Here is a 13,199-nt window from a genome sequence, read left to right as displayed (position 1 = left end):
TATCGAGAATAAAAGAGTTTAAGCTGATAGTCGTGTATCAAATAGTCCTGTCTCTAAAAGTCTTTAGTCTAACAGTCTTCCGTCTAGAAGTCTAGAGTATTAAATGTTGAGTCATTCAAAATTTAAAACTTGAAAAGCTGAGATTTTCTTTGTTATTATTTTAAGCCTCGTATCAGATTAAATGTATTTTTGAACTCTAAATTTGATTTTATGCAACTCAATGATTTTGTTCAAAAACAAACCGGAATTGCTTTGTCTCAATTGTCAGCAACGCTTGAATTAATCAATGCCGATGCGACAATTCCTTTTATTGCACGTTACCGAAAAGAGCACACTGGTAATCTTGATGAGGTGCAAATTGAGAATATTATCAAGGCCAAGGAAACTTATGAAAAACTTGAAACGAGGCGTACAAGTATTCTTGAAACTTTAGAAAGTCAAGGTGATCTAACAGAAGAATTAAAACTGAATATCAAAAAAACACAAGATCTCACCAAGCTTGAAGATCTTTATTTGCCTTATAAAAAGAAACGAAAAACAAAAGCTGATGTTGCCCGTGAGCAAGGTGTTGAGCCTTTAGCAAAAATGATCATGGCACAGCAAAATTTAGATTTAAATCAAATTGCTAAAAAATATATTTCAAAAGATTTAAAATCTATTGATGAAGTTCTTGAAGCTGCAAGACTTATTATGGCTGAATGGATTTCTGAGCGTTTGTCAGTCAGAGATTTTTTACGTTATCAATACGCTAATCATGCATTGATTGAAACGAAAGTCATCAAAACCAAAAAAGATGAACCCAAAGCCCAGAAATTTGTTGATTATTTTGATTGGTCAGAGCGGTTGAAAAATATACCTTCTCATCGATTTTTAGCCATACAACGTGCCGAAAAAGAAAGCTTTATCAGGGTTAAATTACAACTTGATGATGCTTATATTTTTTCTAAAATTGAAGAAAAACTCATCAAAAGTGAATCAGATGAAGCGGAACAAATTCGTTTATCTCTTCAAGATGCTTTAAAAAGATTGCTGCTACCTTCCTTGAGTAATGAAGCATTACAAAATTCTAAAAAAGAAGCAGACGAAGCTGCTATAGATGTTTTTGCTAAAAATCTGAAACAGCTTTTATTAGCGCCACCATTAGGTGAAAAAGAAGTCTTGGCAATAGATCCAGGCTTTAGAACAGGCTGTAAAGTTGTTTGTTTAGATGCTGAAGGAAATTTAAAACACAACGAAACTATTTTTCCGCATGCACCTCAAAATAAATCTAAAGAGGCTATCAAAAAAATCAGCACTTTAGTTGAAGCTTATAAAATTAAAGCCATCGCTATTGGTAATGGTACAGCCTCTCGTGAAACAGAAGCTTTGGTCAAACGTATTTATTTCAAGCATGCGCCTGAGGTTTTTGTGGTAAGTGAAGCTGGTGCTTCAATTTATTCTGCGTCTTCAATTGCACGAGAAGAGTTTCCAAATTACGATGTCACTGTGCGTGGAGCAATTTCCATTGGTCGACGTTTACAAGATCCTTTGGCTGAGCTAGTCAAAATTGATCCTAAATCCATTGGTGTTGGCCAATATCAACATGATGTTGATCAATCTCAGTTGAAGAAAAGCTTGGATCGTGTTGTCGAAAGTTGTGTTAATTCTGTTGGCATTAATCTCAATACAGCAAGTTATTCTTTATTGAGCTATGTCTCGGGAATCGGTTCTGGTTTGGCTAAAAATATTGTTGATTACCGACAGGAAAATCAGGGTTTTAAATCGCGTGCTGAACTCAAAAAAGTAAAGCGTTTAGGCGATAAAGCTTATCAATTGTCCGCAGGTTTTTTAAGAGTTAAAAATTCTAAAAATCCTTTAGATGATTCTGCTGTTCATCCAGAACAATATGATGTTGTCAAAAAAATGGCAAAAAGTGAAGGCTTAAAAATTGAAGATTTAATCGGCAACAAATCGGTTTTGTCACAAATTGATTTTGAGAAATATCAGACAGATGAAGTTGGACTTTATAGCCTTCAAGATATCATTAATGAATTAGAAAAAGCAGGTTTAGATCAACGGGAAACGGCAAAAGCTTTTGCTTTTAATCAAAATATCAAGACGATTGAAGATTTGGAAGAAGGACAGCTGTTACCAGGAATCGTCAATAATATCACCAACTTTGGTTGTTTTGTTGACCTTGGTATTAAAGAAAGTGGTTTGATTCATGTCTCCAATCTGGCTGATGAATTTGTGAAAGATGTGAATGCGCATGTAAGTTTGCACCAGCAGATTTTGGTTAAAGTTTTAGATGTTGATATCAACCGAAAAAGAATTCAATTGAAATTAGAAAAGACCTTATCCTAAGTTTACTTTTCAAAAGTCTATTTTTGTAGAAAATATTTAGAAGTGAGTGATCAAAATTTTGATGTGATTATTGTTGGAGGTGGCGCTTCAGGTTTTTTTGCAGCTATTAATTTAGCGAAAAAGAAACCTGATTTAAAAATTCTGATTCTAGAAAAGACTAAAAAATTTTTAAATAAAGTCAAAATTTCGGGCGGAGGTCGATGTAATGTAACGCACGCTGAATTTCTTCCGAAAGAATTGTCTAAAAACTATCCGCGTGGTGAGAAAGAATTGCGAGGTCCTTTTCATCGATTTATGACAGGCGATATGATGGCGTGGCTTGAAGAAAGAGGTGTTGAACTCAAGATTGAAGAAGACGGCCGAATTTTTCCAACTTCAGATGATTCTCAAACAATTATTGATTGTTTTTTAAGCGAAGCTCATAAATATAAAGTTGATTATAAAACCTCTCAAGCCGTCAAATCTATTGAAAAAATAAATGATTCATGGTCTGTTAAAACAACTCAAGAAAATTATTCAACTGAGTATTTAATTATTGCTTCAGGGAGTAGCCAACAAATGTGGAAGCTTATGAGAAATCTTGGACATCAGATTATAGAAGCTGTTCCTTCGCTATTTACATTTCATATTGAAGATGCTTTGCTAAAAGGTTTACAAGGTTTAGCTCTGCCGACAGAAGTGAAAGTTTATGAAGGTAAACACTTAGTTTTGAGTTCTGATGGCGATACTTTAATCACACATTGGGGTTTAAGCGGGCCGGCAATTTTAAAACTTTCAGCCTGGGGCGCACGTGATTTAAATCGGCTTGATTATCAATTTCAACTTCATGTGAATTGGCTTCCTCAGCATTCAGCAGAATCTTTATCAAATTTATTAACAGCACAACAAAAAGATTTTCCTAAAAAACAGATGTCAACTTTTTCTGTTGAAAATTTACCCAAGCGTTTTTGGTTGAAAGTTCTTCAAAAATCAAAAATTGAAGAAACACAAAAATGGGCAGATTTATCAAGAAAAAACCAAACTGATTTAATTTCAGTTCTTTTAAATTCAAAATTGAAGGTGACAGGTAAAAGTACATTTAAAGATGAATTTGTGACAGCCGGCGGTGTTGAATTAAAAGAAATTGATTTCAAAACTTTTGAAAGTAAATTGCATCCTCAACTTTATATTATCGGTGAAGCGCTAAATATTGATGCAATCACAGGTGGTTTTAATTTCCAAAATGCTTGGACAAGTGCTTACCATGTTGCAGAAGCAATTGCTGAATCTTAAATTTTAAAAAGAATTGAGTCGCCAAATCTCAAAATTGAGAGCAGCCGCAAAAAAGATCCATATCATGTATGGAATCAATAAATAGGCTGCGGGTTTATAAACGACTTTAAACCATTTATAAGTCAACAATAGAAGGACAATGAGCGAAAGAATAACGACAAGTCCGAAGATAGGTGACATTAATCCGAAGAATGCAATAGACCATAAAGCGTTTAATAAAAGCTGAAAGCCAAAGTGATAAATGGCTGTCTTTACCCATAAATGGTACAAACCTTTATGCCAAACAAGCGCAACTGAAATTCCCATCAAGATATAAAGCACAATCCAAACGGGAGCAAAAAGCCAAGCTGGTGGGTTGAAAAATGGTTTTTCTAAAGTTGTGAACCAAGTGTTAACCGAGCTTTGTGTTGCAACAGACGCGATGAGGCCAACACCAAGACAAATGAGGATAGAAATGAGAATTTTGACAGCAAGCTTTGATCTCATAAATTTCTTTTGAATAAGCAAAATAAAAATTTTAAATCTTTCTCACAATAAAAATTTCAAAGTGTCTGCTATCTTTGCCTAAAATATTTTTTATGCAAAAGCCAGAATTTATTTGTCATGAGAAAGCTGAATATCTATTAGGAAAAGGCTTTTCAGTTTCAGCTCCTAGCAATATAGCTTTGGTTAAATATTGGGGGAAGTATGGCGAGCAATTGCCTACGAATACTTCGATTAGCTTTACTTTAAACACTTGCAGAACTGAGACCAAATTGGTTTTTAAATCAGAAAATAAATCTGATAAATTTGTATTTGATGTTTTTTTTGAAGGAGAAAAAGCAGCTGATTTCAAGCCGAAAATCAAATCTTTTTTTGAGCGTATTGATGCTTATGTTCCTTTTCTAAAGCAATATGAATTAGAGATACATACAAGTAATACTTTTCCGCATAGCAGTGGTATTGCCTCTTCAGCAAGTGGTATGGCAGCTTTGGCAAAAGCGATAATGGAAGCCGAGAAATCATTTAGTCAGCTAACAGAAGAATATGAGCAACTCAAAACTTCATTTTTGGCACGTTTAGGTTCAGGTAGTGCTTGTAGAAGTACATCTGGCGATTTGGTAGTGTGGGGCGAGCATTCAGAAATTCCTGAAAGTTCAAACTATTACGGCATTAAATACAACCAAGCTTTGCATCCGAATTTTAAGGATTTTCAAGATTATATTTTATTAGTCGATAAAGGTCAGAAACAAGTGAGCAGCAGTGTTGGTCATAATTTAATGCATGATCATCCATTTGCGGAGCAGCGTTTTAAGCAAGCTAATCAGCATATCATAGCTATGAAAACTGTGTTAGCCTCAGGCGATTATAAGCGTTTTTTTGAAATCGTAGAATCAGAAGCTTTAAGCTTACATGCGATGATGATGACGAGTCAGCCTTATTTTATTTTGATGAGATCAAATACTTTAGAAATTATTGAACGCATTTGGAAGTTTAGAAAAGACACCAAACTCCCGTTAGGTTTTACTTTAGATGCAGGTGCTAACGTGCATTTGTTGTTTTCAACTTCTGCGAAGTCTGAGGTTGAAAATTTTATTGAAAGTGAGCTAAAGCAGTTCTGTCAAGTTGAAGAATATATCAAAGATTACGTGAACATCAAATAAGAGACTGTTAATTAATCAAGTAAAGCTTTGCTAGACTTTAAGAAATATTTAATTTTGGCGCAACTAACCATGAAAAATTCAATAATATGAAAGGGCCATTATTTTATTCAAAAATTCTTCTTTTTGGTGAATACGGAATTATCAAAGATTCTAAAGGTCTTTCTATTCCTTATAATTTTTATAATGGCGCTTTAAAGGTTGATGAAAATCTTGATGGGAAAGCGAAAAAATCTAATCAAGAACTTTTAAAATTTGCTAACTATCTTGAAGATGTTAGTTCTGATTCTGAGAGTGAAGTCACTTTTGATATTGATAAACTAAAATCTGATGTTAAAGCAGGTTTATATTTTGACAGTAGCATTCCGCAAGGTTATGGTGTTGGGAGTAGTGGTGCTTTAGTTGCTGCAATTTATGACAAATATGCGCTTAACCGAATAACTGTATTGGAAAATCTTGGTAGAGAAAAGCTTCTACAATTAAAAAGAATTTTCTCAAAAATGGAGTCTTTCTTTCATGGTAAATCATCAGGTCTCGATCCTTTAAATAGTTATTTAAGCTTACCGATTTTAATTAAGTCTCATGAAGATTTAGAGCCAGCTGGTATTCCTTCTCAAACGACTTCAGGCAAAGGCGCAGTTTTTCTTTTAGATAGTGGAATTGTTGGTGAAACTGCACCAATGGTCAGCATCTTTATGGAAAATATGAAGCAAGAAGGCTTTAAAAACATGATTAAAGATAAATTTGTAAAACACACTGATGCTTGTGTTGACGATTTCTTAAAAGGTGATTTTAAATCATTATTTACAAATGTCAAAAATTTATCGAATGTTGTCCTAGATAATTTTAAACCGATGATTCCTCAGAAATTCCATGACTTATGGAAAAAGGGAATTGATACAAATGCTTACTATCTTAAACTTTGCGGTTCTGGCGGAGGTGGTTATATTTTAGGTTTTACTGAAGATTTTGAAAAAGCACAAAAAGCTTTGAGTGATCACAAATTAGAGGTAGTTTATACATTTTAGATATTAAAAAAAATGGCTTCAGGAAGCAGAAAAATTATTCTTAAGTTTTTCAGTTTATTTTCTGTTGTCAGAGGTTACAATATTCTTGTTTTAGTGATTGCGCAATATTTGGCTTCCATTTTTATTATGGCGCCTGATATTCCTATTCGAGATGTTGTGCTTGATTCCAATTTATTTCTTATTGTTTTGTCGAGTTCATTGGCCATCGCCTCTGGATATATCATCAATAATTTTTATGATTCTGAGAAAGATTTAATCAATAGGCCTCAAAAAACTTTGCTTGACAACTATGTCAGTCAAAACACAAAGTTAGGTGTCTATTTTTCATTGAATTTTCTGTGTGTTATTTTAGCGAGTTATGTCGCTTTTAAGGCTGTTATTTTCTTCTCGGTCTATATATTTCTTTTGTGGTTATATTCTCATAAACTAAAGAAATATCCTTTCATCGGAACCTTGACGGCATCTTTGTTAGCAACACTTCCATTTTTTATAATTTTCGTTTATTATCAAAATTTTGCTCCTGTTATTTTTATTCATGCATTTTTCTTATTTCTTTTAATAAGTATTCGTGAATTGGTGAAAGATCTTGAGAACTTGAGAGGTGATTTTGCACAATCATATTATACGATTCCTGTCATTTATGGGACACAGTTTACTCGAAAGCTGATTACTTTTTTGGTATTGCTGCTTTTTATACCAGCTTTTATCTTGATTAATTCTTATGACATTGGCTTAATGCTGTATTATTTTATTTTTACTGTCATATTTTTTGTTGCATTCATCATCAAACTATGGAATTCTATTCATTGGCATGATTATGTTTTGCTTCATAATTTTTTGAAATTTTTAATCGTTTTGGGTATTTTCAGTATTGCATTAATTGATATCCAGCAAGTTATTAAACGTTTATTCTAGGTTCAGATTTGTTATTCTTCATTATTATAGCTTACATTTGCAAAAAATTGAGAGAATGAATAAACGTAAATCAAATTCTAAATCAAATCAGTCAAATAAAGGCGGAAAGAAGAATTTGAAGCAGGTCAAGGTCGATAAACAGATTAAAGATCCAAATGCTGGTATGCGCCTGAATAAGTACATTGCCAACTCTGGCGTGTGTTCGCGACGTGATGCTGATATTTATATACAAGCTGGAAGTGTGACTGTCAATGGCGAAGTTATTATTGAAATGGGACACAAGGTCAAACTTGACGATGAAGTTAAATTTGACGGGCGTCGGATTAATCCTGAACCAAAAGAGTATTTTTTACTAAATAAACCTAAGAGTGTTTTTACAACAGGGAGTTATCGAAATAATAATATGACGGTTTTAGATATGGCTGCACGTGTAACGAAAGCACCTGTAAAGCCAGTTGGAACTTTAGAAAGTTCAGCAATGGGATTATTATTAATGACGAATGATGGAACTTTGGCTAAGAAATTATCAAACATGAAGTCTGGGATTTCACAGATTTATGATGTTGAATTAAAGAAACCCTTAGACCATGCACATCTTCAGCAAATAAAAGATGGTGTTCTCATTGAAGGTTACAAAGTTTATATTGAAGATGTAAGCTATGTTGATAATAAATCTAAAAAAAATGTGGGTGTTGAATTAAAAAGTCAACGTCCAAAAATTATCCAAAAGATATTTACAAAATTAGGATACGAAATCAATAAGCTTGATCGTGTACTTTATGCTAATCTCACAAAAAAAGATTTACCACGTGGCCGAATGAGACCATTAACGAAACAAGAAATTATTAATCTTGGCATGTTATAAAAGTTCATGATTACCCAAATAAAAAAGAGTCATTTTCAACTGAAAATGACTCTTTTTTTGTGAGTTAAGTTTAAGAGATTAGTCCCTTAAAACACTTCTAGAAATGACAACTTTCTGTATTTCTGAAGTTCCTTCATATATTTGAGTGATTTTTGCATCACGCATTAATCTTTCGACGTGATATTCTTTTACATATCCATTACCACCATGCACTTGCACAGCTTCTGTTGTCACATCCATCGCGACTTGAGAAGCGTATAATTTAGCCATTGCACCTGATAAATCATAGTTTTCACCATTGTCTTTATCACAAGCAGCCTTCATCACTAAGTGACGAGCCGCTTCAATATGTGTGTGCATATCAGCAATTTTGAATGCAATTGCTTGGTGGTTCATGATTTCAGTACCAAAAGCTTTTCTTGTTTTTGCATATTCTTTTGCTAACTCATAAGCGCCAGATGCAATCCCTAGAGCTTGAGCAGCAATACCGATGCGGCCGCCAGAAAGCGTTTTCATGGCAAATTTAAAACCAAATCCATCTTCACCAATTCTATTTTCTTTAGGAACTTTAACATCATTAAAGTTTAATGAATGCGTATCGCTTCCACGAATTCCCATTTTTTGTTCTTTAGGACCAACTTCAAAACCTTCCATACCTTTTTCAACGATAAAAGCATTGATGCCTTTATGTTTTTTCTCTCTATCAGTTTGAGCAATCACAAGGTAAATATCAGCTGAATTCCCGTTGGTAATCCAGTTTTTAGTTCCATTGATGACGTAATGATCACCTTTGTCAATTGCAGTTGTTTTTTGTGAAGTTGCATCACTACCAGCTTCAGGTTCACTTAAACAAAATGCACCAATTTTTTCGCCAGTCGTTAATTTTGAAAGATATTTTTTCTTCTGCTCTTCAGATCCGTAAGTGTCAAGACCCCAACAAACCAAAGAGTTGTTAACAGAAACAACAACAGATGCTGATGCATCTACTTTAGAAAGTTCTTCCATTGCAAGAACGTAAGAAACGGTGTCCATTCCGCCACCGCCGTATTCAGGAGAAGCCATCATTCCAAGAAATCCAAGTTCACCAAGTTTACTGATTTGCTCTTTTGGGAATTCTTGTTTCTCATCTCTCTCGATAACTCCTGGAAGGAGCTCATTTTTAGCAAAATCACGCGCCGCTTGGCGAATCATTTCATGCTCTTCTGTTAGCTTAAAATCCATGTGTTAAAATTACTTTTAATTAGTTTCGCAAATATAGTGAGAACCTATGTAATATTTAGCAAGTATTAAGTACTTTTACGAATTGTTGAATGAAATTTAAATAAATGTTGTTTTTTTGGGGGATTCTGTAAAGAAATATCACGTGCTAGGCGCTATGTCTGGAACTTCATTGGACGGCTTAGATCTTCTCGAAGTTGTGTTTTTCTTCAACCAAAACACAAATTCTTGGTCTTATCAACTCAACTCATCCGCGACTTATTCTTACTCCAAAAAGATAAAAGAAAAACTGTCAAATGCTCATCAATATAAACATGAAGATATTGAGAAATTAGACAGAGAATATACACAAGTTTTGGCCGATATGATGAATCGGTTTATCAGAGAAAATCAAGTTGAAAAACTTGATTTTGTTGCTTCTCACGGACACACAATCTTTCATCAACCCGAAAATAGATACACTTTACAAATCGGAAATCGACCAGAATTAAGTCGATTAATTCAACAAAATGTCATTTGTGATTTTCGAGTTCAAGATGTTGAGTTAGGTGGTCAAGGAGCACCATTGGTACCTATTGGCGATAAATTGTTGTTTTCAGAATATGAGGCTTGCTTAAATCTTGGTGGTTTTGCCAATGTTTCTTTTCAAAAAAAGGAACAAAGAATTGCTTATGATGTTTGCCCTGTAAATAAAGTACTCAACTTATACGCAAACCAGTTAGGTTATGATTTTGATGAAAATGGTAGGATTGCTGAAGGAGGAAAAGTTCATCAAGATTTATTATCAAAACTTGACGGCTTGGCTTTTTATCGACAAAAACCACCTAAATCTCTGGGTGTTGAATGGTTAGATAAAGAGATTTTCCCTTTAGTTGATGGATATCATATGAATGTTGAAGATAAAATCTCAACATTTACACAGCATATTATTAATCAGCTAAGTCAATCTTTAAAAGAAATGAAAAGGATTTTTGTGACAGGTGGTGGTGCGTATAATAATTTTCTGATTAAAGAATTAGGTGGAAAGATAAAAGGTGAGATAATATTGCCTTCAAAGGAACTTATAGAATTTAAAGAAGCATTGATTTTTGCTTTGATGGGCGTTTTGTATTTCAGGAATGAAAATAATATTCTTGCTGAAGTTACTGGCGCTTCAAAAGATCATTCAAGTGGAAAATATTTTGGAATAACTAAATAAAAGTAAACCTAAAATGAAAAATCTCTTAAAAAAGTTTGAATCAAAAGAGCCTGAAATTGTTTTTCAATGGAAAGATTCAGAAACAGAAGCAGAAGGTTGGGTTGTTATTAATTCTTTACGAGGCGGAGCCGCAGGAGGTGGTACACGTATGCGCAAAGGGCTAGATAAAAATGAAGTTTTATCATTAGCCAAAACAATGGAAATCAAATTTACAGTTTCTGGGCCTGCTATTGGCGGAGCAAAATCAGGTATTAATTTTGATCCAAATGATCCTAGAAAAGCTGGTGTTTTAGAACGTTGGTTTAAGGCTGTTTCACCTATGTTAAAAAGCTATTATGGAACTGGAGGCGATATGAATGTCGATCAGATTCATGAAGTGATTCCTAATATTGAAAAATATGGTGTATGGCATCCACAAGAAGGTGTCTTTCAAGGGCATTTTCAAACAACAGAAACTGATAAAATCAGTAGAATTGGTCAGTTAAGAAGCGGAGTTTCCAGAGTTGTAGAAAACCCTGACTACACACCAGATCAATTTAGACAATATACCGTGGGAGACATGATTACTGGCTATGGTGTTTCAGAGTCAATCAAGCATTTTTATAATATTTATAAAAGCTCTGTCAAAGGCAAGAAAGTTATTATTCAAGGTTTTGGAAATGTTGGTTCTGCAGCGGCTTATTACTTAACTGCTTTAGGTGCAAAAGTTGTCGGTATTATTGATAAAGATGGCGGTCTTATTGATAAAGAAGGTTTTTCTTATGAAGAGATGAAACATTTATATTTAAACAAAGATGGTAATACTTTAAAAGCAGACAATATGCTCAGTTTTGATGAGGTTAACTCTCAAATTTGGTCAGTTGGGGCTGAAGTATTTGCACCTTGTGCCGCTTCTCGAATAGTCACACGAGACCAAGTTAATCAAATGATTGAACATGGTCTTGAAGTGATAGCAAGTGGGGCGAATGTTCCTTTTGCTGATAAAGAAATTTTCTTTGGTTCCATTATGGAACATGCAGATCAAAACATCAGTTTAATACCAGACTTTATTTCAAACTGTGGTATGGCAAGAGCTTTTGCATATTTTATGGGTGAAAAAGTTCAGATGACTGATGAAGCCATTTTCAATGATACTTCAATCACTATTAAAAACGCTATTCAAGATATTAAAAATAAAAATTCTGATTTAAATAACATCAGTAAAACTGCATTTGGAATCGCATTAGAAAAACTTTTATGAGCTAATTAAATGACAACAATTTTAATTTTAGCCTTTGTGCTTGGCTATCTAGCAATCACATTGGAACATCCATTAAAACTGGACAAAGCAGTTCCTGCTTTACTCATGGGAACATTTATGTGGGCAGTACTTGCGATAGGGTTTAACTATGGCTGGTTTGACATTATTAATTATAAAGGAGATGTTTTTAGTTTAATTGAAGGACCATCAGAATCTGATAGTTATGGTTTTACTAAAAATTTGATGCATCATTTCAGTAATATTGGTGAGATATTATTCTTCTTAATTGGTGCCATGACGATTGTTGAAATCATTGACTTACATCGTGGTTTTGGTATTATCAAAAAAGTGATTAAGCCAAAAAGTAAAAAACAATTACTTTGGATTTTAGGTATTTTAGCCTTCTTTTTATCTGCAGTGATTGATAACTTAACGGCTACAATTATTCTCATTACCTTATTAAGGAAAATTATCGTTTGGCACAAATACCGCGTTTGGTATGCTGCGATGATTATTATTGCTGCAAACGCAGGTGGTGCTTGGTCGCCTATTGGTGACGTGACAACAACCATGTTGTGGATTGGTAACAAAGTGACGGCGGTTGGCCTTTCAGAATATGTTATTGTCCCGTCTATTGTTTGTTTTGTAGTGCCATTTCTGATCGCGACTAAAATGAAACCTTTTAGAGGAAAAGCCATGCGTCGTGAGATGATTACTGATGAGAAAACAGAGCGTTTACTCAGTAGTAAAACCATGCTTTATATTGGTTTAGGAGGAATAATTTTTGTTCCTATTTTTAAAGCAATTACAGGATTACCACCTTATTTAGGAATGATGTTTAGTTTAGGTATTGTTTGGTTATTTTCAGAATATGTGAAACCAGTAAAAAACCTTCCTAAAGATCAAAAGCACTTATACTCAACAAACAGAGCATTATCTAAAATAGAATTTTCAAGTATTCTATTTTTCTTAGGTATTTTACTAGCTGTTGCAGCTTTAGAAAGTACTGTTTACGGAAGCATTTCTGGTATTGAAGTCGGAACTTTACGTTATGCAGCAGAGAGTATTTCAAATGCAATTCCTAATATGGATGCTGTTGTCATTCTTCTGGGAATGTTATCGGCACTTATTGATAACGTTCCGATGGTTGCGGCCACAATGGGAATGTATACTTTTGAAACTGATAGCCCAATTTGGCACTTTATCGCTTATTCTGCTGGGACAGGAGGAAGCTTATTAGTGATTGGTTCTGCAGCTGGTGTTGCAGCAATGGGTATCGAAAAAATTGATTTCATTTGGTATCTCAAGAAAGTCAGTTGGCTTGCGCTTGTCGGATTCTTAGCTGGTGCAGGTGTTTTTATGCTGATAGAAAAATTCCTTTATGCATAAATAAAAATCAATCGAGTTTAATAAAAAAGCTTTGCATCGAAATAACAGATGTAAAGCTTTTTGTTTAGATGTTTAGTTTCTTATTAATATC

The 13,199-nt window shown here is 33.9% G+C and carries 11 protein-coding genes; 9 read left to right on the top strand and 2 right to left on the bottom strand.

What is annotated here, in order from left to right; all coding sequences use genetic code 11:
- Positions 1–210 precede the first annotated feature (210 nt).
- Together BLV84_RS00945 and BLV84_RS00940 are read left to right on the top strand one after the other, a co-directional pair.
- A complete protein-coding gene (locus BLV84_RS00945; protein WP_093238123.1) occupies positions 211–2,343 on the top strand; it encodes a Tex family protein in 2,133 nt (710 codons plus the stop codon).
- Positions 2,344–2,385: 42 nt separating this feature from the next.
- Positions 2,386–3,615, top strand: coding sequence for a BaiN/RdsA family NAD(P)/FAD-dependent oxidoreductase (locus tag BLV84_RS00940; protein WP_093238120.1), 1,230 nt, complete (start codon positions 2,386–2,388; stop codon positions 3,613–3,615).
- Positions 3,616–3,618: 3 nt separating this feature from the next.
- Here the strand turns inward: BLV84_RS00940 and BLV84_RS00935 are convergent, their stop codons facing one another.
- Positions 3,619–4,101, bottom strand: a complete 483-nt coding sequence (locus BLV84_RS00935; RefSeq protein WP_093238118.1) for a TspO/MBR family protein — start codon at positions 4,099–4,101, stop codon at positions 3,619–3,621.
- A gap of 92 nt (positions 4,102–4,193) precedes the next feature.
- Between BLV84_RS00935 and mvaD the strand changes: the two genes are divergently transcribed.
- From mvaD to BLV84_RS00915, 4 genes are all read left to right on the top strand, one after another.
- Positions 4,194–5,258, top strand: a complete 1,065-nt coding sequence (gene mvaD, locus BLV84_RS00930) for a diphosphomevalonate decarboxylase (RefSeq protein ID WP_093238115.1) — start codon at positions 4,194–4,196, stop codon at positions 5,256–5,258.
- Positions 5,259–5,344: 86 nt separating this feature from the next.
- On the top strand, positions 5,345–6,283 hold the full coding sequence (locus tag BLV84_RS00925) for a mevalonate kinase family protein (RefSeq protein WP_093238112.1): 939 nt from the start codon (positions 5,345–5,347) through the stop codon (positions 6,281–6,283).
- Between the two features lie 12 nt (positions 6,284–6,295).
- On the top strand, positions 6,296–7,198 hold the full coding sequence (locus tag BLV84_RS00920) for a geranylgeranylglycerol-phosphate geranylgeranyltransferase (RefSeq protein WP_093238109.1): 903 nt from the start codon (positions 6,296–6,298) through the stop codon (positions 7,196–7,198).
- A gap of 46 nt (positions 7,199–7,244) precedes the next feature.
- Positions 7,245–8,063, top strand: coding sequence for a pseudouridine synthase (locus BLV84_RS00915; protein WP_093238757.1), 819 nt, complete (start codon positions 7,245–7,247; stop codon positions 8,061–8,063).
- Positions 8,064–8,141: 78 nt separating this feature from the next.
- On the opposite strand, the gene BLV84_RS00910 is transcribed toward BLV84_RS00915, so the two are convergent.
- Positions 8,142–9,284 (bottom strand): acyl-CoA dehydrogenase, encoded by a 1,143-nt coding sequence (locus tag BLV84_RS00910; RefSeq protein WP_093238106.1) that lies wholly within the window; start codon positions 9,282–9,284, stop codon positions 8,142–8,144.
- Between the two features lie 115 nt (positions 9,285–9,399).
- Here BLV84_RS00910 and BLV84_RS00905 point away from each other — a divergent pair, with 115 nt between their 5' ends.
- The 3 genes from BLV84_RS00905 to nhaD are packed head-to-tail and all read left to right on the top strand — an operon-like array spanning position 9,400 to position 13,108.
- Positions 9,400–10,479 carry an anhydro-N-acetylmuramic acid kinase gene (locus BLV84_RS00905; RefSeq protein WP_234953059.1) on the top strand — a complete coding sequence of 360 codons (1,080 nt, stop codon included), beginning with the start codon at positions 9,400–9,402 and terminating at the stop codon, positions 10,477–10,479.
- 13 nt (positions 10,480–10,492) lie between these two features.
- Entirely contained in the window at positions 10,493–11,719 is a 1,227-nt protein-coding gene (locus BLV84_RS00900) for a Glu/Leu/Phe/Val dehydrogenase dimerization domain-containing protein (RefSeq protein ID WP_093238100.1), read from the top strand.
- A gap of 9 nt (positions 11,720–11,728) precedes the next feature.
- Positions 11,729–13,108 carry a sodium:proton antiporter NhaD gene (gene nhaD / locus BLV84_RS00895; protein ID WP_093238097.1) on the top strand — a complete coding sequence of 460 codons (1,380 nt, stop codon included), beginning with the start codon at positions 11,729–11,731 and terminating at the stop codon, positions 13,106–13,108.
- Positions 13,109–13,199: the final 91 nt, after the last annotated feature.

The organism is Psychroflexus halocasei (assembly GCF_900107595.1).
Taxonomy (GTDB): Bacteria; Bacteroidota; Bacteroidia; order Flavobacteriales; family Flavobacteriaceae; genus Psychroflexus; species Psychroflexus halocasei.
Note: the sequence above shows the minus strand (reverse complement) of the source record. Positions and strands in the feature narration are given on the sequence as shown.